This window comes from Streptococcus hillyeri (genome assembly GCF_041081565.1).
GTDB lineage: Bacteria > Bacillota > Bacilli > Lactobacillales > Streptococcaceae > Streptococcus > Streptococcus hillyeri.
On sequence record NZ_CP163513.1, the window covers coordinates 100,497 to 126,856 of the forward strand.

The window sequence follows — 26,360 nt, forward strand, 5'->3', positions numbered from 1 at the left end:
TTGAATATCTATATCAAATTCCACGATTCAAGAAATTGAATTGTAAGAATAGTAACAAGAAAATAAACCGAAAACGCTGTGAATTAATGAGTTTTCTAATTTGAAAGAATTAGGTTAATAAGGTTAAGTTAATAAGGGCGCACGGTGGATGCCTTGGCACTAGAAGCCGATGAAGGACGTGACTAACGACGAAATGCTTTGGGGAGTTGTAAGTAAGCGCAGATCCAGAGATGTCCGAATGGGGGAACCCACTAACTAATGGTTAGTATCCATATCTGTTAAGGATATGAGAAGGAAGACGCAGTGAACTGAAACATCTAAGTAGCTGCAGGAAGAGAAAGCAAAAGCGATTGCCTTAGTAGCGGCGAGCGAAACGGCAGGAGGGCAAACCGAGGAGTTTACTCCTCGGGGTTGTAGGACTGCAACGTGGACTTAAAGATTATAGGAGAATTACCTGGGAAGGTAAGCCAAAGGGAGTAATAGCCTCGTATCTGAAATAGTCTTTATACCTAGCAGTATCCTGAGTACGGCGAGACACGCGAAATCTCGTCGGAATCCGGGAGGACCATCTCCCAACCCTAAATACTCTCTAGTGACCGATAGTGAACCAGTACCGTGAGGGAAAGGTGAAAAGCACCCCGGGAGGGGAGTGAAATAGAACCTGAAACCGTGTGCCTACAAGAAGTTCGAGCCCGTTAATGGGTGAGAGCGTGCCTTTTGTAGAATGAACCGGCGAGTTACGATATGAAGCGAGGTTAAGTTGAAGAGACGGAGCCGTAGGGAAACCGAGTCTTAATAGGGCGAATTAGTATCATGTCGTAGACCCGAAACCATGTGACCTACCCATGAGCAGGTTGAAGGTGCGGTAAGACGCACTGGAGGACCGAACCAGGGCACGTTGAAAAGTGCTTGGATGACTTGTGGGTAGCGGAGAAATTCCAAACGAACTTGGAGATAGCTGGTTCTCTCCGAAATAGCTTTAGGGCTAGCGTCGATGTTAAGTCTCTTGGAGGTAGAGCACTGTTTGGGTGAGGGGTCCATCTCGGATTACCAATCTCAGATAAACTCCGAATGCCAACGAGATATAATCGGCAGTCAGACTGCGAGTGCTAAGATCCGTAGTCGAAAGGGAAACAGCCCAGACCACCAGCTAAGGTCCCAAAATATATGTTAAGTGGAAAAGGATGTGGGGTTGCACAGACAACTAGGATGTTAGCTTAGAAGCAGCTATTCATTCAAAGAGTGCGTAATAGCTCACTAGTCGAGTGACCCTGCGCCGAAAATGTACCGGGGCTAAAACATATTACCGAAGCTGTGGATCCCGTAAGGGATGGTAGGAGAGCGTTCTATAGGCGACGAAGGTGTACCGTGAGGAGCGCTGGAGCGTATAGAAGTGAGAATGCCGGTATGAGTAGCGAAAGACAGGTGAGAATCCTGTCCACCGTAAGACTAAGGTTTCCAGGGGAAGGCTCGTCCGCCCTGGGTTAGTCGGGACCTAAGGAGAGACCGAAAGGTGTATCCGATGGCCAACAGGTTGATATTCCTGTACTAGTGTATATAGTGATGGAGGGACGCAGTAGGCTAACTCAACCCAGCGAATGGAAGAGCTGGGCTAAACAGTGAGGTGTGATATGAGTCAAATGCTTATATCTCTAACATTGAGCTGTGATGGGGAGCGAAGTTAAGTAGCGAAGTGAGTGACGTCACACTGCCAAGAAAAGCTTCTAGCGTTAAGTATACACTACCCGTACCGCAAACCGACACAGGTAGTCGAGGCGAGTAGCCTCAGGTGATCGAGAGAACTCTCGTTAAGGAACTCGGCAAAATGACCCCGTAACTTCGGGAGAAGGGGTGCTGACTTAAAGTCAGCCGCAGTGAATAGGCCCAAGCAACTGTTTATCAAAAACACAGCTCTCTGCTAAATCGTAAGATGATGTATAGGGGGTGACGCCTGCCCGGTGCTGGAAGGTTAAGAGGAGGGTTTAGCGGTAACGCGAAGATCTGAATTGAAGCCCCAGTAAACGGCGGCCGTAACTATAACGGTCCTAAGGTAGCGAAATTCCTTGTCGGGTAAGTTCCGACCCGCACGAAAGGCGTAATGATTTGGGCACTGTCTCAACGAGAGACTCGGTGAAATTTTAGTACCTGTGAAGATGCAGGTTACCCGCGACAGGACGGAAAGACCCCATGGAGCTTTACTGCAGTTTGATATTGAGTATCTGTACCACATGTACAGGATAGGTAGGAGCCATTGATTACGGGACGCCAGTTTCGTATGAGGCGATGTTGGGATACTACCCTTGTGTTATGGCTACTCTAACCCGGATAGGTTATCCCTATCGGAGACAGTGTCTGACGGGCAGTTTGACTGGGGCGGTCGCCTCCTAAAAGGTAACGGAGGCGCCCAAAGGTTCCCTCAGATTGGTTGGAAATCAATCGCAGAGTGTAAAGGTATAAGGGAGCTTGACTGCGAGAGCAACAACTCGAGCAGGGACGAAAGTCGGGCTTAGTGATCCGGTGGTTCCGTATGGAAGGGCCATCGCTCAACGGATAAAAGCTACCCTGGGGATAACAGGCTTATCTCCCCCAAGAGTTCACATCGACGGGGAGGTTTGGCACCTCGATGTCGGCTCGTCGCATCCTGGGGCTGTAGTCGGTCCCAAGGGTTGGGCTGTTCGCCCATTAAAGCGGCACGCGAGCTGGGTTCAGAACGTCGTGAGACAGTTCGGTCCCTATCCGTCGCGGGCGTAGGAAATTTGAGAGGATCTGCTCCTAGTACGAGAGGACCAGAGTGGACATACCGCTGGTGTACCAGTTGTCTCGCCAGAGGCATCGCTGGGTAGCTATGTATGGAAGGGATAAGCGCTGAAAGCATCTAAGTGCGAAGCCCCCCTCAAGATGAGATTTCCCATGATTTTATATCAGTAAGAGCCCTGAAAGAAGATCAGGTAGATAGGTTAGAAGTGGAAGTGTTGTGAGACATGTAGCGGACTAATACTAATAGCTCGAGGACTTATCCTAGAAATAAGAAAGTATATTGACAGCGTAGCGGTTTCTTGATAGAATATAGGTATTCAATTTTGGATGGATAATCCAAGAAGAAGTTAAGTGACGATAGCCTAGGAGATACACCTGTACCCATGCCGAACACAGCAGTTAAGTCCTAGAACGCCGGAAGTAGTTGGGGGTTGCCCCCTGTGAGATAGGGTAGTTGCTTAGCGAATCATAAGGATTCAAACAAATCCTTTGGGAGTTTAGCTCAGCTGGGAGAGCATCTGCCTTACAAGCAGAGGGTCAGCGGTTCGATCCCGTTAACTCCCATGATTAAGGAAACTTAATAGGTCCCGTAGTGTAGCGGTTATCACGTCGCCCTGTCACGGCGAAGATCGCGGGTTCGATTCCCGTCGGGACCGAAGACTCGTTAGCTCAGTTGGTAGAGCATTTGACTTTTAATCAAAGGGTCGCTGGTTCGAGCCCAGCACGGGTCATGATGCGGGTTTGGCGGAATTGGCAGACGCACCAGATTTAGGATCTGGCGCCGAAGGGCGTGGGGGTTCAAGTCCCTTAACCCGCATAGGAAATATAAGCCGGCTTAGCTCAGTTGGTAGAGCATCTGATTTGTAATCAGAGGGTCGCGTGTTCAAGTCATGTAGCCGGCATAAGTCAAAGAGATGCGAATGTAGTTCAGTGGTAGAACACCACCTTGCCAAGGTGGGGGTCGCGGGTTCGAATCCCGTCATTCGCTTGAGGCGCCGGGGTGGCGGAACTGGCAGACGCACAGGACTTAAAATCCTGCGAGGGGTAACCTTCGTACCGGTTCGATTCCGGTCCTCGGCACTAATTGGAAAGATAGCGAAGAGGCTAAACGCGGCGGACTGTAAATCCGCTCCTTCGGGTTCGGGGGTTCGAATCCCTCTCTTTCCATCTTACGGGCATAGTTTAAAGGTAGAACTAAGGTCTCCAAAACCTTCAGTGTGGGTTCAATTCCTACTGCCCGTGTTTAAAATATGGCGGATGTGGTGAAGTGGTTAACACATCAGATTGTGGCTCTGACATTCGGGGGTTCGATTCCCCTCATTCGCCTATTGTTAATGGGGTATAGCCAAGCGGTAAGGCAAGGGACTTTGACTCCCTCATGCGTTGGTTCGAATCCAGCTACCCCAGTTATATTTTTAAGCCGGCGTGGCGGAATTGGCAGACGCGCTGGACTCAAAATCCAGTGTCCTCACGGACGTGCCGGTTCGACCCCGGCCGCCGGTATAGCTTAAAAATGGGAAACGTTGATTCGTCAGCGTTTTTTGTTTTTCTACAAAAATTTTATATCGCCCGAAGAAGGTGATCAGGAGTGATACTCATTAAGAATCAGAATTGGTACTTTAGTTAAGATGAAAAATGTACAAGTGTGTTAACCTGAGGAGGTTGTTTGCGTCCATCAATCGGACTTTGGTGATCTTTCAAAATAATAAATATGGATATTATAGGACTATGACCTACGACACTTTTAAGGAAGAGACCAAAAAGTAATTTTTGATGTTTCTTAAGTGTGAACGTATCGCATGTTTATTGTTTTCGTTTAGTCTGATTTTTTTGCTTTTAATTTTGGGTGTTGAGTGCTATTGTTGAGGTGTTTTATAGTCATTTGAATCAAGAATAAGACAGCAGAAAACGGATCACTTAGCAGAATTATTCTATATACCCCGATTAGTTACTGTCCTAATGTTGATTCATTGCACTAAATATGGCACTTTCTAGTGAGACCTTTAGTGCGTTTCTTCATATGTCTTATGGGACCTTTAAAAGCACCATAATTTTTGTTTTTTTGTGTCTACTGCAGAAATGGTGGTGTCTCGTAGTATCCTCTGCTCATAGTAATTTCTGCTAAGAGCATGGACTGTTGTTAGATGTTGTTTATGGTGAAGACCACAATCATACTTTAAACAAAAATGCTGCCTTTAATTTAAACCTGTTACGGAAGATGTGCCTGCATTTTCGTAAAGTCATGACTTTTCCCAAAAAAGATATAAGCTATTGTCGTAAATAACGCTATATTTCTGTCCATTTGGAAGATTATCTTGAACAGTTATTTGGTAAGAAAGGGTGACAATTGGTTTGCCTCCTACGATTACCATTTTAAAAATTGGAAGTAGGCATAAAAGAAGTGGAAGAAACTTTTCTTGCGTACGATTTGCTGGTAAAGTTCTAGAGGTTGACATTGCTTTTTAGTTTCAAAATGGAGTTACGGAGCAGTTATTAGTAGGGCAAGGTGGCGGTTTCTTCACTATTGTTACTATGTTAGTTCTTGTAGTGATTTGAAGTTTTGGGATTGCTTTTTTGAATCATTCCTGCTGTTCTTCCTCCAAGTATTATCAAGTGATTGGAAGACTATAAAAATAAAAATCGCCATATGATATTAGCGTCTTAGCTTATCAACTTATAGAAGAACTTCCATTTTTCAAAATTATAGCCACAAAGTTTTGGCGTTTTCAGATATGAAGGTAATTGAAATTGTTGGTGTAAGGATAGTTGGACCGCGCATAATATGGGTTATTTGTTTTTTTTTAAATTGACTTTTCTATCCTGAAATCACTCATTGAAATTAGCAACTTCGGGAATGTTTCTTTTTTACTTGAGAGTTTAGTTTTAGGGGCTTTTATGTTAAAATGGGAGTACGAAATGCAAGGAGAAAGTTATGTCTGAACTGTTTAAGAAATTGATGGAGCAGATTGAGATGCCACTTGAATGGAGAGATTCAAGTGTTTTTTCGTCTGGTGATATTCTTGAAGTTAAGGTACATACTGTTAGCCGTCATTGGGAATTTCATTTTTCGTTTTCGGAAGTTTTGCCTATTGAGCTTTATCGTGAATTGGCTAGTCGTTTAGTTGCGACTTTTGAACGTGCAGATATAAAGGCAACTTTCGATATTCGTGCAGAAAATAGCAGGGCTTCTGAGGAATTGATTCAGGCTTACTATCGTGAAGCGTTTGAATTACCTCTTTGTAATAGCGCTAGCTTTAAGGCTTCTTTTGCTCATTTGACGGTGAAGTCTGTTGGTGATAAAGTGATGATAGAAGCGCCAGCTTTTGTCAATAATGATCATTTTAGGAAAACTCATCTGCCACGTCTTGAGGAGCAGTTTGAGGCTTTTGGTTTCGGTCGGATAACTTTTGATATGGAGTCGCATGAGGAGATGACGCAGGAACTTCAAGAGGAGTTCTTGTCGTCTCGTGAGGCTTTGGTTGAAAAGGCTGCGCAGGAGAATTTGCAAGCTCAGAAATCTCTGGAAGCTATGGCACCAGCGCCAGAAGAGAAACCGGCTCCTAGTTTTGATTTTAAAGAACGTGCGGCTCAGCGTCAGGCTGGGTTTGACAAGGCTGAAATTACGCCAATGGTGGAGATTGAGACTGAGGAAAATCGGATAACGTTTGAGGGGCTGATATTTGATGTTGAGAAAAAAACAACTCGTACTGGTCGCCACATCATCAACTTTAAGATGACGGACTATACGTCTAGTTTTGCGATGCAGAAATGGGCTAAGGATGATGAGGAACTCAAGAAATTTGAGATGATTGCTAAGGGCAATTGGTTACGTGTTCAGGGGAATATTGAGAACAACCAGTTTACGAAGTCTTTGACCATGAATGTTCAGCAGGTTAAGGAGATTGTCCATACTCCACGTAAGGATCTGATGCCTGAGGGGCAAAAACGTGTGGAGCTTCATGCCCATACGAATATGTCTACTATGGATGCTCTTCCGACGGTTGAAGATTTGATTGATACAGCGAAGCGTTTTGGACATTCAGCGATTGCGATTACAGACCATGCCAATGTGCAGTCCTTTCCTCATGGTTATCATAGGGCTAAGAAGGCTGGTATTAAGGCTATTTTTGGCTTAGAGGCAAATGTGGTTGAGGATAGTGTTCCCATTACCTACAATGAGGTTCCGATGCCTTTGAAAGAGGCTACGTATGTGGTGTTTGACGTGGAGACAACGGGACTGTCTGCGGTTCATAATAGTTTGATTCAGATTGCGGCCTCTAAAATGTACAAGGGGAATATTATCGAGCAGTTTGATGAATTTATAGATCCAGGTCATCCATTATCTGCTTTTACGACGGAATTGACAGGAATTACGGACAATCATGTTCGTGGTTCTAAGCCTTTGCAACAGGTTTTAGAGGAATTTCAAGCTTTTTGTGAGGGAACTGTGCTGGTTGCCCATAATGCGACCTTTGACGTTGGTTTTATGAATGCTAATTATGAGCGTCAGGGGCTGCCAATCATTACGCAACCAGTTATTGACACTTTGGAGTTTGTGCGTAATCTTTATCCAGAATTTAAACGTCATGGTTTGGGACCTTTGACGAAACGTTTTCAAGTGTCGTTGGAGCATCACCATATGGCCAATTATGATGCGGAAGCTACAGGTCGCTTGCTCTTTATTTTTATCAATGATGTTTTGGATCGTCATGGCATTACGGATTTATCTGAACTCAATACAAAATTGATTGCTGAGGATTCTTATAAGAAGGCTCGTGTGAAGCATGTGACCATCTATGTGCAAAATCAGGTTGGTTTAAAGAATATTTTCAAATTGGTTTCTCTTTCTAATGTGAAGTATTTTGAAGGGGTGGCCCGTATTCCAAGAACGGTTTTGGATGCGCATCGTGAGGGCTTGTTATTGGGGACGGCTTGCTCAGAAGGGGAAGTGTTTGACACCTTGTTATCGTCTGGTATTGAGGCAGCTGTAGAGGTGGCTAACTATTATGATTTTATTGAGATTATGCCGCCAGCCATCTATGCGCCGTTGATTGCTAAAGATTTAATCAAGGATGAAGCTGCTGTTCAGCAAGTGATTAAAGATTTGATTGAGGTTGGGCGTCGTGCAGACAAGCCAGTTATGGCAACTGGGAATGTGCATTATTTAGAGCCTGAAGATGCGATTTATCGTGAAATTATTGTCCGTAGTTTGGGACAGGGGGCTTTGATTAACAGGACCATTGGTCGTGGTGAGAATGCTCAGCCTGCTCCGCTACCAGAAGCTCATTTTCGTACGACAAATGAGATGCTTGATGATTTTGCCTTTCTTGGTGAAGAATTGGCTTATGAGGTTGTCGTGACCAATACCAATGCTTTTGCGGACATTATTGAAGAGGTTGAAGTGGTTAAGGGAGACCTCTATACGCCTTATATCCCGCAGGCGGAAGAAACGGTTGCTGAGATGACTTATCAAAAGGCGTTTGAGATTTATGGTAATCCGTTGCCTGATATTATTGATTTGCGGATTGAGAAGGAATTGACCTCTATCCTAGGTAATGGGTTTGCGGTGATCTATCTGGCTTCTCAGATGCTGGTAAATCGTTCGAATGAGCGTGGTTATTTGGTTGGTTCACGTGGTTCTGTTGGGTCAAGTTTTGTTGCAACGATGATTGGGATTACGGAAGTTAACCCGATGCCACCGCATTATGTTTGTCCAAATTGTCAACATAGTGAGTTTATCACGGATGGTTCTTATGGTTCGGGATATGATTTACCTAATAAGGATTGTCCAGAATGTGGAACGCTCTATAAAAAGGATGGGCAGGATATTCCCTTTGAGACCTTCCTTGGTTTTGATGGGGATAAGGTTCCTGATATCGATTTGAACTTTTCGGGTGATGATCAGCCAAGTGCCCATTTGGATGTGCGTGATATTTTTGGAGAAGAATACGCTTTTCGTGCAGGTACAGTAGGTACAGTTGCAGATAAGACGGCTTATGGGTTTGTTAAGGGCTATGAGCGTGATTATGGTAAATTTTACCGTGACGCTGAAGTTGACCGTTTGGCAAAAGGTGCGGCAGGTGTTAAGCGAAACACGGGACAACACCCTGGTGGTATCGTTGTTATTCCTGATTATATGGATGTTTATGATTTTACACCTGTTCAATACCCTGCTGATGATGTGAACGCGGCTTGGCAGACTACTCACTTTAACTTCCATGATATTGATGAAAATGTTTTGAAACTCGATGTTCTGGGACATGATGATCCTACCATGGTGCGTAAGTTGCAAGATTTATCGGGCATTGATCCTAAGGACATTTTAGCTGATGATCCAGGCGTAATGGCTTTGTTCTCTGGAACAGAGATTCTTGGGGTGACACCAGAGCAAATTGGAACACCGACTGGTATGTTAGGAATTCCTGAGTTTGGAACGAACTTTGTTCGAGGCATGGTTGAAGAAACCAAACCGACAACCTTTGCGGAATTGTTACAGTTATCAGGGCTATCACATGGTACGGACGTTTGGCTTGGAAACGCACAAGATTTGATCAAGCAAGGGATTGCAACGCTGAAAACGGTTATTGGGTGTCGTGACGATATCATGGTTTATCTGATGCATGCGGGACTTCCTCCTAAGATGGCCTTTAACATCATGGAGCGGGTTCGTAAAGGGATGTGGCTGAAAATCTCTGAGGAGGAGCGTAATGGTTATATTCAAGCCATGCGTGATAACAATGTTCCTGATTGGTATATTGAATCCTGTGGTAAAATCAAGTACATGTTCCCGAAAGCTCACGCGGCAGCTTATGTTTTGATGGCTTTGCGGGTGGCTTACTTCAAGGTTCATCATCCGATCATGTATTACTGTGCTTACTTCTCTATCCGTGCGAAAGCTTTTGAATTGAAAACCATGTGTGCAGGTCTGGATGCAGTCAAGGCTCGTATGAAGGACATTACTGAAAAACGCCAGCGTAATGAGGCAAGTAATGTTGAAAATGACTTGTTTACCACTCTTGAAATTGTCAATGAGATGTTAGAGCGTGGTTTTAAGTTTGGGCAACTAGATTTGTATAAATCAGATGCAATTGACTTCTTGATTGAAGGAGATACCTTGATTCCACCATTTGTAGCTCTTGAGGGATTGGGGGAAAACGTTGCGAAGCAACTAGTTGCGGCGCGTGCAGAAGGGGAATTTCTTTCTAAGACAGAATTGCGTAAACGAGGTGGTTTATCATCGACTCTTGTTGAAAAATTAGATGAAATGGGCATCTTGGGTAATATGCCAGAGGATAACCAATTAAGTTTATTTGATGACTTATTTTAAGAAAACAGTTCGTGAGAGCTGTTTTTTCTTGTTTAAATAGCTGTTCTTTGATAGAATAGCACTAAATAGTAATAAAGGAGGTTTTATGCCGAATTTTAAGAATAATGCAGTCAAGTCAATGGTGGTTCTTCGTAAGGCATTTCGTACGATTGATGCTAAGGTTTCAGAAAGTTTTAAGGAGTTTGAATTGACACCTGCTCAGTTTGGTGTTTTAGATGTCCTTTATGCTAAAGGCAGTATGAAAATTGGTGATTTGATTGATAGTACACTAGCTACTTCTGGCAATATGACTGTGGTCATTAAAAATATGGAGAAAAAGGGTTGGATAAATAAGACTGCTTGTCCTAATGATAAACGTGCTTTTTGGATTGATTTGACAGATCAAGGAAGAGAGGTTATTGCGGCAGCTTTACCAGCCCATATTGAAAAAGTTGAGGAGACATTTGCTGTTTTGTCACCAGATGAGCAGGTGCAGCTGATTGACTTACTTAAGAAATTTAAAAATTGTTGAGCAAATGGGTTGACTATATTACTAAGTAGTGATAATATGGTGCCATAACATTACTATGTAGTGTTTTTAGAAGGAGACGTCATGTCAATCATCAACACTATCAAATCATTTTTCAATATCAATAAAAAAGAAGAGGAAAAATCTATGAAAAACATTCTATTTATCGTTGGTTCACTCCGTGAAGGCTCATTTAACCATCAACTAGCAGCAAATGCTGAAAAAGTTTTAGAAGGTAAAGCAAACGTTTCTTACCTCAACTGGAAAGAGGTTCCTGTTTTTTCACAAGATCTTGAAACACCAGTATTGCCAGCTGTTCAAGCTGTACGTGATGCAGTTGTTGCAGCAGATGCTATCTGGATTTTCTCACCAGCATACAACTTTGCTATCCCAGGTTCATTGAAAAACTTGCTTGACTGGTTAAGCCGTGCGATTGATCTTTCTGATACTACTGGTGCGTCAGCACTTCAAGATAAAGTATCAACCGTATCTGTTTTAGCTAACGGTGGACACGAGCAAGTAGCAGATGCCTTCCGTAACTTGATGCCATTTATCCGTACACAATTCGTTGATCAAGTGACTTTCTCAAAAGTTAACGATTCAGCTTGGGCAGATGGTCAATACGTTGCAACAGAAGAAGTTCTTGCAGACCTTAACAAACAAGCAGAAGCTCTTCTTGCAGCTCTTAACTAATCAACTTTATAGATTCTGTCATTATTGGCAGGATTTTTATTTTTTTGAAAAAATATAGAATAAGGGGTTGACATTTGAATAAATATAACATAAAATACATATACGATAATAAAAATACAAAGAAAAGGTTGGAATTATGAAAAAATTATTAACTTATGTCATGGCAGGATTTTTAGCATTAACCTTGTCAGCTTGTGGTAGCTCTAGTAGCAAAGAGGACACTTCTTTGAAGGATGTTCAGGATAAGGGGAAATTAGTGGTGGCTTTGAGTCCTGATTATGCTCCTTTTGAGTTCAAAACCTTGGTGGATGGCAAAGATACAATCGTCGGAGCCGATGTGGAAATTGCTAAGGCAATTGCAGATAAATTGGGTGTCGAAGTTGAATTGTCACCAATGTCATTTAACAATGTGTTAGCTAGTCTTTCTTCTAAGAAAGCTGACATTGCAATCTCAGGAATTTCTGCGACTGAGGAGCGTGCAAAAACGTTTGATTTCTCAGATGTGTACTACAATGCAAAAAACATCGTTTTAATTAAAAAAGAGAACTTGGAAAAATACAATACAGCCGCTAGCCTATCTGGTAAATCAATTGGGGCACAAAAAGGTTCGATTCAAGAACCGATTGTAACAGAACAATTGTCTGAAGGGCACTTGGTATCTTTGGTTCAAGTCACTGAAATGATTAACGAGTTGAAAACAGGAAAACTCGATGCAGTGGTCTTGGAAGAGACAATTGCTAAAGGTTATGTCTCTCAAAATGATGATTTAGTCATTGCTGAGATTCCCCTAAAAGAAGATGATAGCGAGCCAGGAAGTGCGGTAGCTATGGCCAAAGGAAGTGAGTCACTTAAAAAGGCTGTCAATGAAGTGATTGAAGAATTGAAAGCATCTGGTAAAATCGATACTTTTGTTCAAGAAGCCTATGAGTTATCACTATCTGCTGAATAAGTCAAAATGCCTGAGAGGAGTTCTCAGGTTTTTTGTTCGCCTAAAAAGTTTGTGAAATCACTAACTATAACAGCGTTTACAAAGGGTGGAATATGCTAAAAATAAGCGGTTCAAAAATTTGCACTTTGTGAAAAAAAAGAATATCATATTGGGGTAATATGATTAAATGGAGGCCGTAATGGTAACACTTTCAAAAGAACAACATTTAGAAATGTTTCTGAAAATGGAACGCATTCGTGAATTTGATATGCGTATCAACAAACTTGTTCGTCGTGGTTTCGTACAAGGGATGACTCACTTTTCAGTTGGTGAAGAAGCTGCTAACGTGGGTGCGGTTCAACACTTGAGCTACGATGATATTTTCTTCTCTAACCACCGTGGGCATGGTCAATCAATTGCTCAAGACATGGATTTGAATGCTATGATGGCTGAGCTTGCTGGTAAAGCAACTGGTGTTTCAAAAGGCCGTGGTGGTTCAATGCACGTTGCTGACTTTGCTAAAGGTAACTACGGTACTAACGGTATCGTTGGTGGTGGTTATGCGATGGCTGTTGGTGCAGCCTTGACACAACAATATAAAGGAACTAAGAATATCGTTGTGGCTTTCTCTGGAGATGGTGCGACTAACGAAGGATCATTCCACGAGTCTGTTAACATGGCAGCAACATGGAAATTGCCAGTTATCTTCTTTATCATCAACAACCGTTACGGTATCTCAATGAGTATCGAAAACGCAACAAACACGCCTCACCTCTACACTCGTGCTGAGGCTTATGGTATCCCAGGTTTCTACTGTGAAGATGGTAACGATGTTCTTGCCGTCTATGAAACAATGGGCAAAGCTGTTGAACACGTTCGTGGTGGTAACGGACCAGCGATTGTTGAGGTTGAATCTTACCGTTGGTTTGGTCACTCAACTGCGGATGCAGGTGTTTACCGTACGAAAGAAGAAGTTGATGAGTGGAAGAAAAAAGATCCAATGATCAAATACCGTCAATACTTGACAGCAGAAGGTATTGCTACTGATGAAGAACTTGATGCCATCCAAGCACAAGTGAAAAAAGAAGTTGACGATGCTTACGAATTTGCACAAAACAGTCCAGATCCAGACTTGTCTGTAGCCTTTGAAGACATCTGGGTAGATTAAGAAATTTTTAGCAAATAAACTGTGATATTTCAGACAGGGCGACGTAGTCGCTCGCTAAAAGGCACTTTCCGCCGTGGTGAAAGCACTAGAAGATAAGCGGTCTAGTGCGAAAGGGGTCTGCGAGACTTTGGCTCGCAGAAAAGGAATGGAACACCGAAGGTGTTCGCTTCCGCCCCTCACCACTTAAGGATACGTGCCAAAAGAAAAAATCATTTTCGGAGAAAATAACATGTCAGAAACAAAATTAATGGCTTTGCGTGAGGCGATTAACCTTGCAATGAGCGAAGAAATGCGTAAAGATGAGAACATCTTCCTTATGGGTGAGGACGTTGGTATCTATGGTGGTGACTTCGGGACATCTGTAGGTATGCTTGCTGAGTTTGGTGAGAAGCGTGTTAAAGACACCCCAATCTCTGAAGCAGCGATTGCCGGTGCGGCAGTTGGTGCTGCGATTACTGGACTTCGTCCAATCATCGACCTTACTTTCATGGACTTTATCACTATTGCGCTTGATGCGATTGTCAACAATGGTGCGAAAAACAACTACATGTTTGGTGGTGGTTTGAAAACTCCTGTTGTTTACCGTGTGGCTTCAGGTTCAGGTATTGGTTCAGCAGCGCAACACTCACAATCACTTGAAGCGTGGTTGACACACATTCCAGGGATTAAAGTGGTTGCTCCAGGTAATGCTAACGATGCTAAGGGGCTTTTGAAATCAGCTATCCAAGATAACAACATCGTTATCTTCATGGAGCCAAAAGCGCTTTACGGTAAAAAAGAAGAAGTGACTCAAGACCCAGATTTCTACTTGCCACTTGGTAAAGGTGAAATCAAACGCGAAGGTACAGATATCACTATCGTATCTTACGGTCGTATGCTTGAGCGCGTGTTGCAAGCGGCTGAAGAAGTTGCTGCAGATGGTATCAATGTTGAAGTTGTTGACCCACGTACGCTTATCCCACTTGATAAAGAAATCATTATCAACTCAGTTAAGAAAACTGGTAAATTGATGCTTGTCAACGACGCCTACAAGACTGGTGGTTTCATCGGAGAAATCGCAACAATCGTTACAGAAAGCGAAGCCTTTGACTACCTTGACCACCCAATCGTACGTTTGGCGTCAGAAGATGTGCCAGTACCGTACGCACGCGTTCTTGAACAAGCAATCTTGCCAGACGTTGCCAAAATCAAAGCAGCGATTTACAAAATGGCAAACAAAGGAAACTAATTTTCCAACTTAGACGTTTAGGGCTAAAGCTGACGAAAGTTAGCTTTAGCTCGATAGTTTCTGTGTAGTGAGATTATGAGTATTGAATTGGTATTTGAACTAATTGCCTTTTCTCACCACAAGGAATTATCATAAAAGAAACTTTCTAATAAAACTGAAAGGAAAAAACATGGCTTTTGAAGTAATCATGCCGAAACTCGGTGTTGACATGCAAGAAGGTGAAATCATCGAGTGGAAAAAAGCTGAAGGTGACACGGTCACTGAAGGCGAAGTCCTTCTTGAAATCATGTCAGATAAGACAAATATGGAGCTTGAAGCAGAAGAATCAGGTGTTCTTTTGAAAATCACTCGCCAAGCTGGTGAGGTTGTTCCAGTTACTGAAATTATTGCTTATATTGGTGAAGCTGGTGAGAGTATTTCGACGTCAGCTTCTGAAACAGTTACTGAGGTGGCAGATCCAGTTGAAGCAGCTGTTGTTGCACCTAAAGTAGAAGCGCCAGCAGTTGTTGCAGCTACACCACAAAATCATGGTGGTAAGGTTCGTGCAACGCCAGCAGCTCGTAAATTAGCTGCTGAACAAGGTGTTGACCTTGGTCTTGTACCTGGAACGGGTGCGAATGGTCGTGTGCATAAAGAAGATGTTGAAAACTTTAAAGGTGCACAACCTAAAGCAACTCCACTTGCTGCTAAAATTGCAGCTGATAAAGGAATTGACCTTGCAACTGTTGTTGGAACAGGTGCTCGTGGTAAGATTACCAAAGAAGATGTCCTTGCTCTTGTAGCGCCAGCAGTTGTTGCAGAAGCAGTACAAGCACCAAAAGCTGAAGAAAAACCGGCTAAAGAATTGCCAGAAGGTGTTGAAATCATCAAGATGTCAGCAATGCGTAAGGCTATTTCGAAAGGTATGACGCACTCATACTTGACGGCTCCAACCTTTACGCTTAACTACGACATTGACATGACGAACCTTATGGCGCTTCGTAAACAAGTGCTTGAACCAATCATGAATAAAACAGGTCTTAAAGTGACCTTTACAGACCTTATCGGTCTTGCTGTTACACGCACGTTGATGAAAGAAGAACACCGTTATCTTAACGCTTCTCTTATCAATGATGCTCAAGAAATTGAGCTGCACAAGTTTGTAAACATTGGTATTGCAGTTGGTCTTGATGAAGGCTTGGTTGTACCAGTTGTTCATGGTGCGGATAAGATGAGCTTGTCAGACTTTGTGGTGGCGTCTAAAGATGTCATTAAAAAAGCACAAACTGGTAAGTTAAAAGCAGCAGAAATGTCAGGTTCAACCTTCTCAATCACTAACTTGGGAATGTTTGGTACGAAGACATTTAATCCAATTATTAACCAACCTAACTCAGCAATCTTGGGTGTTGCCTCAACAGTTCAAACTCCAGTTGTTATTGATGGTGAAATCAAAATCCGTCCAATCATGGCACTTTGCTTAACAATTGACCACCGTATTGTGGATGGTATGAATGGTGCTAAATTCATGGTTGACCTTAAGAACTTGTTGGAAAACCCATTAGAATTGTTAATCTGATAAGAACATGCTGCTATCCCATTAAGGGAGTCCGGTAATAATCGTCACTCTTGATGGGATGGCTTTGAGGCGACGAAGTCGCTAATACTTGCTTTGTACCATAGTGGAAATTAAGCTCTTATCGTAGTAAAATAAAAATAAGAAGCTGGGCTATTATCAGTGGTATCGTTTGTAATTCTCCAACAGAAATGAATTGACGGTACTGATTGATGGTCTTTGCTCTGCTATGTGACGAAAGCAAAAAAGAGAAATAAAGCTTTAACCGAAAGGAAACTAAATAAAATGGCTTTTGAAGTAATTATGCCTAAACTTGGCGTTGATATGCAAGAAGGTGAAATCATCGAGTGGAAAAAAGCTGAAGGTGATACAGTCACTGAAGGTGAAGTTCTTCTTGAAATCATGTCAGATAAAACAAATATGGAACTTGAAGCAGAAGAATCAGGTGTTCTTTTGAAGATCACTCGCCAAGCTGGTGAAGTTGTTCCTGTTACCGAAATCATTGCTTACATTGGTGAAGCTGGTGAGACTATCGCAGACGCGTCTGCTGCAACTCCAGCTCCTGCTGAAGTAGCACAAGCTACAGCTGATCTTAAAGCAGCTGGTCTTGAAGTGCCTGCTGCACCTGCTGTTGCAGCGGCACCTGCTGCTGATAAAGCTCCGCTTGCAGACAATGAGTACGATATCGTTGTTGTTGGTGGTGGACCTGCTGGTTACTACGCAGCTATCCGTGGTGCTCAACTAGGAGGTAAAATTGCTATCGTTGAAAAATCAGAATTCGGTGGTACTTGTTTGAACGTTGGATGTATCCCAACGAAAACTTACCTTAAAAATGCTGAAATTCTTGATGGTCTTAAAATTGCAGCAGGACGTGGTATCAACCTTGCTTCTACGAACTATGCGATTGATATGGATAAGACTGTTGACTTCAAAAACTCAGTTGTTCGTACCTTAACAGGTGGTGTTAAAGGTCTTTTGAAGGCTAACAAAGTAACGATGTTCAACGGACTTGGTCAGGTGAACCCAGACAAGACAGTTACTATCGGTTCAGAAACCATCAAAGGTCGCTCTATCATCCTTGCAACAGGTTCAAAAGTATCACGTATCAATATCCCTGGTATCGAATCACCACTTGTATTGACTTCAGATGATATCCTTGACCTTAAAGAAATGCCAAAATCACTTGCTGTTATGGGTGGAGGTGTCGTTGGTATCGAGCTTGGACTTGTTTGGGCATCATATGGTGTGCCAGTTACTGTTATCGAAATGGCCGACCGCATTATCCCAGGTATGGATAAAGAAGTGTCACTTGAACTTCAAAAAATCCTTGCTAAGAAAGGCATGACCATCAAGACGAACGTTGGTGTGTCAGAAATTGTTGAAGCTAATAACCAATTAACATTGAAACTTAACAATGGTGAAGAAGTTGTTGCTGAAAAAGCTCTGCTTTCTATCGGACGTGTCCCACAATTAGCAGGACTTGAAAACCTTAACCTTGAAATGGATCGTAACCGTATCAAAGTTAATGCCTACCAAGAAACATCAATTCCAGGTATCTATGCTCCAGGTGATGTGAATGGTACGAAAATGCTTGCTCACGCTGCTTACCGTATGGGTGAAGTGGCTGCTGAAAATGCAATGCATGGTAACGTTCGTAAAGCAAAACTTGACTACACACCAGCCGCTGTTTACACACACCCAGAAGTGGCTATGGTTGGTTTGACTGAAGAACAAGCGCGTGAACAATATGGAGATGTTCTAGTTGGACGTTCTAGCTTTGCTGGAAATGGTCGTGCCATCGCTTCTAATGAAGCACATGGTTTTGTTAAAGTGATTGCAGAGCCAAAATACCATGAAATCCTAGGTGTTCACATCATCGGACCTGCAGCAGCAGAACTTGCTAATGAAGCATCAACAATTATGGAAGCTGAATTGACAGTTCATGATGTTGCACAATCAATCCACGGACACCCAACCTTCTCAGAAAACATGTATGAAGCCTTCATGGATGTTCTTGGAGAAGCTATCCATAACCCACCACGTCGTAAATAAGAAATGACTTAAAGATTCTAGTATATAGTGCTAGAGTCTTTTTATGCTTGTTCAGAACAGGAATAGTCCTTTTTATAGTGTTTTATCTTTAATACTTAACAAAAATCAAAAATTACTTTTTTGCTTCTTTCTTAGAAAGGTGCGGACGCAAGCAACCTCCTTTGGAGTTTCATTGCTACTTTTTGAGCCTAGGTCTCAAAAAGTCCGTTATAATCAAGAGTTTACTCTTGATTATAATACCACCATGGCGAAAGAAGCGCTGGGAAATTGATACCTTTATTGGTCCTTTAGTTTGCTCAATATGCTAATTTTGATTTTTATAGAGTATAAAATAGTAAACTCGTTTAAGATAAATTGTCTCAGTCACAATGAATTCCCCTTCAATATATGGTTGTTTTATCATATCTTATTGCTGGTATTTTCTGCAATCATTACGAGCGACGAAGTCGCCACAACTAGCACTTTCCGCAGTGGTGATAACACTAAAACTAATAAGTTTTAGTGTGTGTGGGTGAAATTGTCCAGTGGACAGTTTCAGCCTGAGCTTAGAAACCTGGGAGCGAAGGAAACCTAGGCTTGCCAAGAAGGAATGGAACTCTGTAGGAGGGGAGGTTCTGATACTGACTTCGTCAGCTTCATTTCCCACCTCAAAAGGTCTCCTAGACCTTTTGAGCGCCCCACACCCATTAGGAGAAGTGCTAACAAAAATACTAAATAAAAACTAATTGATTTTATCAGTATTTAGAATCACTTTAATGTTATTTAAAATGCTTAGATTAACTTGACGACGATTTGATATTTTGTTAATTTAAGAGGTATTGCAATGCTTTGTAGGCTTTGAGGGAGGTAACTCATGAAAGCATTAAATGGGTTAGTCCCTGTGTTATTTATATTGATTTTTTTATCTTTAACGATTGGGGCTAGTTCCCAGTTTTCTTGGCTAGGCTTATATCAAGGTGATGATATGGCTAGTCACGTTTTTTGGCAGTCACGTTTGCCAAGAACTTTAGCTATTTTATTATCAGCTGGAGCGATGAGTTTATCTGGCTTACTCATGCAGACAATTACACAAAATCACTACGCAGCGCCATCAACTGTAGGAACTGTCGAGGCGGCACAATTAGGGATGTTAGTGTCACTCTTCTTTTTTCCACGGGCGACCTTGTTTCAGAAAATGGTCTTTGCCTTTAGTGCTGCTATGTTAGCCACGCTCTTTTTTATCAAGGTTGTGCGTCGGTTACAGTTTAAGGAGAAATGGCAGTTGCCTTTAGTTGGAATGATTTATGGTGGGATGATAGGGGCCTTTGCACAAATGATTGCTTATCGTTTTAATCTGGTACAGTCTATGTCCTCCTGGACGCAGGGATCATTTGCCATGATTCAGACGAAGCAATATGAATGGCTTTTCTTAAACCTTGTGATTTTAGGAGCCGTTTGGTATTTTTCAGAAGGATTCTCGCTGATGAGTCTAGGTGAGGATACAAGTCGTGTACTAGGTCTTCCCTTTGAACGTATGGAAGGACTTGCCTTATTGTTGATTTCGCTGACGACAGCAACAACGATGATTACAGTTGGAGGTCTTCCCTTTATTGGGATTATTATTCCTAACTTGGTGCGTTTGCATATTAGCGAACACTTGAAAAATTCTCAGGCTGTAGTGGTGTTAGCGGGTTCTTGCCTCGTACTAGCTTGCGATATCTTTGCACGGTTAGTCATCCGTCCTTATGAGGTATCAGTTTCTCTAATTTTAGGTATTTTAGGGTCATTGGTCTTCATTTTACTCTTGTGGCGAGGTGAGCGACATGGGTAAGATGCAATCTAAACGTCGGCAGTTATTGTGGTTACTGATTATTTTGGCAATAGGCTGTGCAGTACTCTATACTTATCCTTTTGGTGGTCGTGTGGTTCCTTATATTTTGAAGTTGCGGCTACGGAAAGTTTTGACTTATGCCCTTGTGGCTGTTATTGCAAGCTTTTCAACCATTAGTTTTCAGACTATCACAGGAAATCGCTTTTTAACCCCATCAGTTCTCGGGCTAGAAAGTCTTTACGTTCTCATGCAATCTGTTTATCTTTTTTTCTATTGGAAATGGATTGAGCAACAGGCACCGAATCCCATTGTGGAATTCCTCGTGGTTTTGCTGATTCAATTGCTGTTCTTTGGTCTTTTGCAACCGATTATTCGTAACTTATTGACCAAGGGATTTGGAACGATTTTACTCATCTGTATGTCATTAGGAACCTTGTTTAGAAGTTTTTCGACTTATTTGCAGGTACTTATGGATCCTAATGAGTATGACAAATTGCAGGGCAAACTTTTTGCTTCCTTGCAACATGTTAATACCGATGTGCTTGCTATTGTAACGGTTCTTGTGGCCAGCTCTGCTATTTTCCTTTATCGTAAAAGTGCGATTCTGAATGTCTTTTATCTTGGGAAATCTAATGCGACGCTTCTTGGGGTTGATGTGGAAAAAACGCAACAGACGGTCCTGTGGGTGGTAGTGCTATTGGTGTCTGCCTCGACAGCCATGGTTGGTCCGATGAGTTTTTTTGGCTTTATGGTGGTCAATATCGTCCATCAGTTGCTTAACTATTATGAACACAAGTGGTTGTTTGGTGTGGCTAGTTTGTTAGGATTTGTGGTCTTAGTGATAGGCCAAGGTGTTTTAGAGCGGTTATTTAACTACCAGATCACGATTGCCATGTTGGTGGAACTATTAGGTGGAGCCTTTTTCTTCTATTTATTGTATAAGGAGCGGATGACATCATGATGAAGATGGCACAAATTGTAAAATCTTACGGAGACAAAGCTATTTTAAAGGCTGTTAATCTGGATATTGCTCCTGGGCAATTTACGGCTTTTATTGGACCGAATGGAGCTGGAAAATCAACACTTCTGTCAATCATGAGTCGGCTCTTGGTTAAGGATGAAGGGCTCTTGATGATCAAGGGTCAGGAAATTGAGGCTTGGCATTCGGCTGAGTTGGCAAAAGAATTGACCATGCTCAAACAGCAAATTCATTTTCAAGTCAAGTTCACTGTCGAAGAGCTAGTTGCTTTTGGGCGCTTTCCTTACAGTCAAGGTCGTCTGACAGCAGAAGACCATGCTAAAATTAATGAAGCACTGACTTATATGGACTTGCAGGATTTACGTAGTCGGTTGATTGACACCCTGTCAGGTGGGCAATTACAGCGGGTCTATATTGCGATGGTCTTGGCACAAGATACTGATATTGTCTTGTTGGATGAACCTTTGAATAACCTTGACATTAAGCAAGGGATTGCGATGATGAAAACTTTGAGACGTTTGGTTGATGAATTAGGGAAAACAGTCGTTATCGTCATCCATGATATTAATATTGCCAGTCAATTTGTCGATCAGATGGTTGGTTTTAAAGAGGGGGAAATCTTTTGCCGTGGAACCCCTCAAGAGGTGATGACAAAAACGATTTTGGATGACCTCTATAACATGGATGTTATTGTTGATGAAATCCATGGCAAACGCATTTGTATTTATCACTAAAAAGGAGACAGATATGTCAAAAACAATGAAACGATTACTTAGTGCAGTAGCACTTGTTGCAACATTTATTTTAGTAGCTTGTGGTTCAAAAACAGCTAAAGAGGAGACACCAAAGGAAACGAAAGCAGTTCCAGCAGAAGTAACGATTAAAGCGGAAAATGGGGATATCACTGTTCCAACGAACCCTAAAAAAATTGTTGTTCTCGATTTGGGAATGGCCGATACCTTACGTGCATTGGGGCATGAAGATGCGATTGTTGGTATGCCGTCTCAATCTTTACCAACTTACTTAGCTGACCTTGGTAAGAAGGATTCTGTCACAAATGTTGGTAACTTGAAAGAAGTTAATCTCGAAGCGATTGCTGAATTGGCACCTGATGTCATTATTGCTTCAGGCCGAACTCAAGGGAAAATTGCAGAATTTGAAGAAATTGCACCGACAGTTTACTTTGCTACAGATAGCGCTGACTATCTTAATTCGGTTAAAAACAATGTGACAGAAGTGGCTAAACTGTTTGGCGATGAAGCAGTAAAAACAGCCAAAAAAGAATTGGCAGAGCTAGATAATATTGTTTCTATTGCCACAAAAGCTAATGACGGAACAGCTCAAACAACCTTGATGGTTCTTTTGAATGAAGGAAATATTGCAGGTATCGGATCGGAAGGTCGCTATGGCTTTGTCTATAATACTCTAGGTTTCAAGCCAACAAGTCTTGAGATTAAAGAAGAAGCGCGTGGCGGTCGCCGTGGTGGTGGCCATGGACAAGGGCTCAGCTTTGAATCAATTGCAGAAGTTAATCCAGATACGATTTTTGTTGTAGATCGCACCCTTGCTATTGGTGGTGATACGTCAACCAATGCGGACGTCCTTAATAACGCGTTGTTACAAGGAACAAAGGCTGGTCAGAACAAACGTATCATTACGCTAACATCAGACCTGTGGTACCTATCAGGTGGTGGACTTGAGTCAACACGCCTCATGTTTGAAGAAGTTGCTGAACACGCAGGAAAATAATTAATAAGATGAACTCAGACAGGAAAAGTAGTCTGAGTTTTTTGCTGTGCAAAATTGTCTAGTTTCCAAATTATAATAGACTGAGAAAGGAATAGGACAAGAAAAGGAGCTACTGCTAGAACTAGCTTTCATCCCATTTTTTAACGATATCCTAACCTTTACTCAATTCACTATCGAAAGGGCTTTCTTAGGTACTTGTCACCCACATAATCCAAGGATAAGCGTTGATAAGCAATTCAGGGTGTCAATTATTTTTCAGTTTTTACTTGCTTTTATGGAATTATAGGTTTATAATCTATATATACTTAAATTAAGCATATGTAAAAATTAAGGAGGTTGATATGTATTACCCTATTCCATCCCCTGTGATTGAGTTTCTGGTGCTGGGGATTGTGGCTGAGCAAGATTCTTATGGCTATGAGATTAGTCAGACCTTGAAATTGCTCACTCCCATCAAAGAGTCAACGCTTTACCCTATTTTGAAGAAAATGGAGCTGAGCGCTTATCTCGAAACCTATTCGGAAGCTCATCAAGGAAGACAACGCAAATATTATCGTAGAACCACTCTAGGGAGCCAACAGTTTACGTATTTAGAAGAAGAATGGCTGCGCTACTCAGCAGCAATTCTTGACATGGCGAAAGGAAGATTGAAAAAATGACAGGACAAGAATTTTTACAGCGTTTAGAAATGGCTTTGGCTAGTTTAACAGACAGTCAAAAGCAAGAAGTAATGGCTTATTTCAAAGAATACCTTGCAGAAGCTGGGGATAATGCGGAGGCAATTGCTGAGCTTGGTCATCCAGAAGAAGTGGCTAAAGAACTGGTTGGGCAATTTCAAGAAAAAGGCATTTTAGAAGAAAGAGCCCAAGAGCTAACCGTTCGTGAGTCATTGGCTGATGTGACAACTCTTCAAATCACTTTACACGATTTTGATGTGATTGTTGAGCAGGATGATGTGTCAGAAGTTGTTATCGAAGCGGTAGAAGAGGTGAAAGAACTCTTAGCCATCTCAAGAGAAAATGGTAAGGTCACTATTGCGCAAACTTCTGATACGGCACGTTATAAAACCATTTCTATTTTAGGGTTATTTTCAGTCAAGACAAGAATGGCGTCTGGAGTAACGGTAAAAGTACCACGAAGTACGAGTTTTAAAACGGTTACGGTGACGTCAAGGGATGGCGATGCAACATTATCAGGAGTGACTGCTAATCAGGCTGTTGTGACATTAACAAATGGTGATTTAGAGTTAAAAGATTGTCGCATTGCTGATCTCAAAATGACCTTGCAAAATGGTGATGGAGAAGTAATCCATAGTACTATGGAGAATGTTTTAGGAAATTTGCAAAATGGTGACTGTGAGATTGCTGAGTGCCAACTGGGAGTAGCTGAGTTTTATTTAGCCAATGGTGATTTAGAATTAGAAAAGGTGGAAAGTCACGAAACTCTCGAATTACAACTGTCAAATGGTGACCTGATCTACCGTCACGGTAAGGCTGATCATGCAAGGGCAAAATTATCCAACGGAGACGCAACGGTGTCAGATCTTGATTTTAAAGATTTAATGCTAACACATCATTGTGGAGATGCCGCTGTTTCCTTAAAAGACGGCCAGGCAGAGGACTTAGCTATAGTGGTTGAAACAAAATTTGGAGATTATCGCGTGTTAGGTCATTCTGGAGAAAATGGTCGGTATACTCATATCAATCATCAAGCGACTCGCCAACTAACAATCACCAATCACTTTGGAGATGTTTCAGTTAACTAATACCTCTTCACTTTTTAGAGTAAGTGAAGGCTTTGGGCTTGTCTTTTGCGACCGTTTTCACTAAAATAGAAGTATCTATAGGAGGATTAACCTGTGAAATATATTGTTAACACATCAAATAACCCAGCTTATAATATTGCTCTTGAAGCCTATGCTTTTAAAGAATTGCAAGGTGAGGATGAGCTTTTTATCCTTTGGATCAATGAGCCTGCCATTATCATCGGAAAACACCAAAATGCGGTGCAAGAAATCAATAAGGAATACACAGATGCTCACGGTATCCATGTGGTTCGTCGTCTGTCAGGTGGCGGAGCTGTTTACCATGACCTTAATAACTTGAACTACACCATCATTTCTAACAAGGCTGACGAGGGGGCATTTGACTTTAAAACCTTCTCACAACCTGTGATTGAAACCTTGGCTGACCTTGGGGTAACAGCCTCATTTACGGGACGTAATGACCTTGAGATTGACGGTAAGAAATTCTGTGGTAATGCGCAAGCTTATTACAAAGGGCGCATGATGCACCACGGTTGTCTACTCTTTGATGTGGATATGACTGTTCTTGGCGATGCCCTCAAAGTCTCAAAAGATAAGATTGAATCTAAGGGAGTAAAATCTGTCCGTGCGCGCGTGACGAACATTTTAAATGAGTTGCCAGAGAAAATCACCGTTAATGAATTTTCAGATAAGCTTTTAGATAAGATGAAAGAGCATTATCCTGATATGACAGAGTATGTTTTGTCAGAAGATGAGTTGGCTAAAATCCAACAATCTTACGAAGAACAATTCTCAACCTGGGACTGGAACTATGGTACGGCACCAGATTACACCGTCGAACGTTCGGTGCGTTACCCAGCAGGTAAAATTACAAGCTATATTAAGACTGAAAACTCTGTAATCGAGACTATCAAGATTTACGGGGACTTCTTTGGAATCGGCGACGTCTCAGATATTGAGCAGCTCCTTATCGGCACGCGCTATGAGTATGCGGATGTTTTGGAGAAATTGCAGAGCATTGACACGACACACTACTTCTCACGGATGACAACAGAAGAAGTCGCAAAAGCAGTTGTGGCATAGGACAGGAATAGATGAAAAAGTTAGGAATTTTAAGTCTTGTGGTTTGTGTCACTTTACTTTTTTCTGCCTGCCAGAAAGGAAATAAATTAAATCAGGGAAACATTGAGAGAGATACTGAGAAGGTTGTTGAAGCCAAGACAGAATCGTCACAAACTACGGTATCTACTAGCTCAGAAATCCGTCAGGAGGCGCAAACCACTATTGCTGAAACATCAGAAGTTGCGGCTATTGAGAGCAATCGTAAGTGGGAAAATGCCTACGCCTGGTCTTTAGAACAAATTGGATCGGACCAGACCGAAGGGCATGCGACTCATTATGCCTTTTATGATATTGATAATGGTAGCATGGAACTGATTACAGGTCATGCTGGCAGTGATGGACAGATGTTTCTGGCATCAATTTATTACCTCAAGTCAGGGGTTTCGACCTATCTAGCTGAGTCCTATGTTCGCTCTGCTGGAGGTGGCCGAGCTGCTGCTATCATCTTTACTGACGGAATAGTTTCTCAATATTTTTGGCATTCTGGATCTGGAAATGGCGAAGCCTATCTCTATCGTTTACGGGCTGATAATAGTGGCCATGATATTCTTGACCAACAGTCCTTTGAACAAATTCAGTTCCCGGATTATCAGACAGGCCGAGATGAGGTGGACATTCAGCGTTTTGATTGGCATACATTTTAGAATAAAGATACGAATAAACAGGGAAAATTTCCCTGTTTTTGCTTTTTTATATTGACAAAGGAATAAATATGCAATAAA

Annotated in this window: 16 protein-coding genes, 12 tRNA genes, 2 rRNA genes and 1 pseudogene; all 31 read left to right on the forward strand. The window is 42.1% G+C overall.

Annotated elements, in window-relative coordinates:
* The first annotated feature begins 121 nt into the window (after positions 1 to 121).
* Positions 122 to 3,021 (forward strand): 23S ribosomal RNA (locus tag AB6M99_RS00575).
* 83 nt (positions 3,022 to 3,104) lie between these two features.
* A 5S ribosomal RNA gene (gene rrf / locus AB6M99_RS00580) occupies positions 3,105 to 3,220 on the forward strand.
* A gap of 28 nt (positions 3,221 to 3,248) precedes the next feature.
* Positions 3,249 to 3,321 (forward strand) — tRNA-Val (locus AB6M99_RS00585).
* Between the two features lie 19 nt (positions 3,322 to 3,340).
* Positions 3,341 to 3,413 (forward strand) — tRNA-Asp (locus AB6M99_RS00590).
* A 2-nt stretch (positions 3,414 to 3,415) separates the two neighbouring features.
* Positions 3,416 to 3,488: transfer RNA gene (locus AB6M99_RS00595), tRNA-Lys, on the forward strand.
* 4 nt (positions 3,489 to 3,492) lie between these two features.
* Positions 3,493 to 3,574, forward strand: a tRNA-Leu gene (locus tag AB6M99_RS00600).
* Positions 3,575 to 3,586: 12 nt separating this feature from the next.
* Positions 3,587 to 3,659 (forward strand) — tRNA-Thr (locus AB6M99_RS00605).
* Between the two features lie 14 nt (positions 3,660 to 3,673).
* A tRNA-Gly gene (locus tag AB6M99_RS00610) sits at positions 3,674 to 3,745 on the forward strand.
* 6 nt (positions 3,746 to 3,751) lie between these two features.
* Positions 3,752 to 3,837 (forward strand) — tRNA-Leu (locus AB6M99_RS00615).
* A 6-nt stretch (positions 3,838 to 3,843) separates the two neighbouring features.
* Positions 3,844 to 3,924: transfer RNA gene (locus tag AB6M99_RS00620), tRNA-Tyr, on the forward strand.
* Between the two features lie 4 nt (positions 3,925 to 3,928).
* Positions 3,929 to 3,999: transfer RNA gene (locus AB6M99_RS00625), tRNA-Trp, on the forward strand.
* An 11-nt stretch (positions 4,000 to 4,010) separates the two neighbouring features.
* Positions 4,011 to 4,083, forward strand: a tRNA-His gene (locus AB6M99_RS00630).
* 9 nt (positions 4,084 to 4,092) lie between these two features.
* A tRNA-Gln gene (locus AB6M99_RS00635) sits at positions 4,093 to 4,164 on the forward strand.
* A gap of 12 nt (positions 4,165 to 4,176) precedes the next feature.
* A tRNA-Leu gene (locus AB6M99_RS00640) sits at positions 4,177 to 4,260 on the forward strand.
* Between the two features lie 634 nt (positions 4,261 to 4,894).
* Positions 4,895 to 5,041, forward strand: a pseudogene (locus AB6M99_RS00645) (ISAs1 family transposase); the annotation flags it as partial.
* A gap of 648 nt (positions 5,042 to 5,689) precedes the next feature.
* Positions 5,690 to 10,084, forward strand: a complete 4,395-nt coding sequence (locus AB6M99_RS00650; RefSeq protein WP_121835853.1) for a PolC-type DNA polymerase III — start codon at positions 5,690 to 5,692, stop codon at positions 10,082 to 10,084.
* Positions 10,085 to 10,169: 85 nt separating this feature from the next.
* Entirely contained in the window at positions 10,170 to 10,595 is a 426-nt protein-coding gene (locus AB6M99_RS00655; RefSeq protein ID WP_121835852.1) for a MarR family winged helix-turn-helix transcriptional regulator, read from the forward strand.
* 81 nt (positions 10,596 to 10,676) lie between these two features.
* A complete protein-coding gene (locus tag AB6M99_RS00660) occupies positions 10,677 to 11,285 on the forward strand; it encodes an NADPH-dependent FMN reductase (RefSeq protein ID WP_183121670.1) in 609 nt (202 codons plus the stop codon).
* Positions 11,286 to 11,421: 136 nt separating this feature from the next.
* Complete coding sequence (locus AB6M99_RS00665) at positions 11,422 to 12,234, forward strand: transporter substrate-binding domain-containing protein (protein ID WP_121835851.1); 813 nt, start codon at positions 11,422 to 11,424, stop codon at positions 12,232 to 12,234.
* 178 nt (positions 12,235 to 12,412) lie between these two features.
* Positions 12,413 to 13,381 carry a thiamine pyrophosphate-dependent dehydrogenase E1 component subunit alpha gene (locus AB6M99_RS00670; RefSeq protein ID WP_121835850.1) on the forward strand — a complete coding sequence of 323 codons (969 nt, stop codon included), beginning with the start codon at positions 12,413 to 12,415 and terminating at the stop codon, positions 13,379 to 13,381.
* Between the two features lie 229 nt (positions 13,382 to 13,610).
* On the forward strand, positions 13,611 to 14,609 hold the full coding sequence (locus AB6M99_RS00675; RefSeq protein WP_121835855.1) for an alpha-ketoacid dehydrogenase subunit beta: 999 nt from the start codon (positions 13,611 to 13,613) through the stop codon (positions 14,607 to 14,609).
* A gap of 169 nt (positions 14,610 to 14,778) precedes the next feature.
* Positions 14,779 to 16,164 carry a dihydrolipoamide acetyltransferase gene (locus AB6M99_RS00680; RefSeq protein WP_121835849.1) on the forward strand — a complete coding sequence of 462 codons (1,386 nt, stop codon included), beginning with the start codon at positions 14,779 to 14,781 and terminating at the stop codon, positions 16,162 to 16,164.
* Positions 16,165 to 16,446: 282 nt separating this feature from the next.
* On the forward strand, positions 16,447 to 18,213 hold the full coding sequence (gene lpdA / locus AB6M99_RS00685; RefSeq protein ID WP_121835848.1) for a dihydrolipoyl dehydrogenase: 1,767 nt from the start codon (positions 16,447 to 16,449) through the stop codon (positions 18,211 to 18,213).
* An 853-nt stretch (positions 18,214 to 19,066) separates the two neighbouring features.
* Positions 19,067 to 20,023: an ABC transporter permease gene (locus AB6M99_RS00690; RefSeq protein WP_121835847.1), complete on the forward strand. Its 957-nt coding sequence runs from the start codon at positions 19,067 to 19,069 to the stop codon at positions 20,021 to 20,023.
* The gene (locus AB6M99_RS00695; protein ID WP_121835846.1) at positions 20,016 to 20,984 is read left to right on the forward strand and encodes an iron chelate uptake ABC transporter family permease subunit; all 969 of its coding nucleotides are present in this window, start codon (positions 20,016 to 20,018) and stop codon (positions 20,982 to 20,984) included. Before AB6M99_RS00690 ends, AB6M99_RS00695 begins: the two co-directional genes overlap by 8 nt.
* A complete protein-coding gene (locus tag AB6M99_RS00700; protein ID WP_369351183.1) occupies positions 20,984 to 21,736 on the forward strand; it encodes an ABC transporter ATP-binding protein in 753 nt (250 codons plus the stop codon). Before AB6M99_RS00695 ends, AB6M99_RS00700 begins: the two co-directional genes overlap by 1 nt.
* Positions 21,737 to 21,749: 13 nt before the next feature.
* On the forward strand, positions 21,750 to 22,751 hold the full coding sequence (locus tag AB6M99_RS00705) for a siderophore ABC transporter substrate-binding protein (protein WP_121835844.1): 1,002 nt from the start codon (positions 21,750 to 21,752) through the stop codon (positions 22,749 to 22,751).
* A gap of 341 nt (positions 22,752 to 23,092) precedes the next feature.
* Complete coding sequence (locus tag AB6M99_RS00710; protein ID WP_121835843.1) at positions 23,093 to 23,410, forward strand: PadR family transcriptional regulator; 318 nt, start codon at positions 23,093 to 23,095, stop codon at positions 23,408 to 23,410.
* The gene (locus AB6M99_RS00715; RefSeq protein WP_121835842.1) at positions 23,407 to 24,516 is read left to right on the forward strand and encodes a DUF4097 family beta strand repeat-containing protein; all 1,110 of its coding nucleotides are present in this window, start codon (positions 23,407 to 23,409) and stop codon (positions 24,514 to 24,516) included. Before AB6M99_RS00710 ends, AB6M99_RS00715 begins: the two co-directional genes overlap by 4 nt.
* A 93-nt stretch (positions 24,517 to 24,609) precedes the next feature.
* Complete coding sequence (locus tag AB6M99_RS00720) at positions 24,610 to 25,599, forward strand: lipoate--protein ligase (protein ID WP_121835841.1); 990 nt, start codon at positions 24,610 to 24,612, stop codon at positions 25,597 to 25,599.
* Positions 25,600 to 25,610: 11 nt separating this feature from the next.
* Positions 25,611 to 26,282, forward strand: coding sequence for a hypothetical protein (locus AB6M99_RS00725; RefSeq protein ID WP_121835840.1), 672 nt, complete (start codon positions 25,611 to 25,613; stop codon positions 26,280 to 26,282).
* The last annotated feature ends 78 nt before the right edge of the window (positions 26,283 to 26,360 follow it).

Coding starts and splice junctions, on each gene's coding strand:
- AB6M99_RS00650 (WP_121835853.1), top strand. CDS start 5,690: ATGTCTGAACTGTTTAAGAAATTGATGGAGCAGATTGAGATGCCACTT.
- AB6M99_RS00655 (WP_121835852.1), top strand. CDS start 10,170: ATGCCGAATTTTAAGAATAATGCAGTCAAGTCAATGGTGGTTCTTCGT.
- AB6M99_RS00660 (WP_183121670.1), top strand. CDS start 10,677: ATGTCAATCATCAACACTATCAAATCATTTTTCAATATCAATAAAAAA.
- AB6M99_RS00665 (WP_121835851.1), top strand. CDS start 11,422: ATGAAAAAATTATTAACTTATGTCATGGCAGGATTTTTAGCATTAACC.
- AB6M99_RS00670 (WP_121835850.1), top strand. CDS start 12,413: ATGGTAACACTTTCAAAAGAACAACATTTAGAAATGTTTCTGAAAATG.
- AB6M99_RS00675 (WP_121835855.1), top strand. CDS start 13,611: ATGTCAGAAACAAAATTAATGGCTTTGCGTGAGGCGATTAACCTTGCA.
- AB6M99_RS00680 (WP_121835849.1), top strand. CDS start 14,779: ATGGCTTTTGAAGTAATCATGCCGAAACTCGGTGTTGACATGCAAGAA.
- lpdA (WP_121835848.1), top strand. CDS start 16,447: ATGGCTTTTGAAGTAATTATGCCTAAACTTGGCGTTGATATGCAAGAA.
- AB6M99_RS00690 (WP_121835847.1), top strand. CDS start 19,067: ATGAAAGCATTAAATGGGTTAGTCCCTGTGTTATTTATATTGATTTTT.
- AB6M99_RS00695 (WP_121835846.1), top strand. CDS start 20,016: ATGGGTAAGATGCAATCTAAACGTCGGCAGTTATTGTGGTTACTGATT.
- AB6M99_RS00700 (WP_369351183.1), top strand. CDS start 20,984: ATGAAGATGGCACAAATTGTAAAATCTTACGGAGACAAAGCTATTTTA.
- AB6M99_RS00705 (WP_121835844.1), top strand. CDS start 21,750: ATGTCAAAAACAATGAAACGATTACTTAGTGCAGTAGCACTTGTTGCA.
- AB6M99_RS00710 (WP_121835843.1), top strand. CDS start 23,093: ATGTATTACCCTATTCCATCCCCTGTGATTGAGTTTCTGGTGCTGGGG.
- AB6M99_RS00715 (WP_121835842.1), top strand. CDS start 23,407: ATGACAGGACAAGAATTTTTACAGCGTTTAGAAATGGCTTTGGCTAGT.
- AB6M99_RS00725 (WP_121835840.1), top strand. CDS start 25,611: ATGAAAAAGTTAGGAATTTTAAGTCTTGTGGTTTGTGTCACTTTACTT.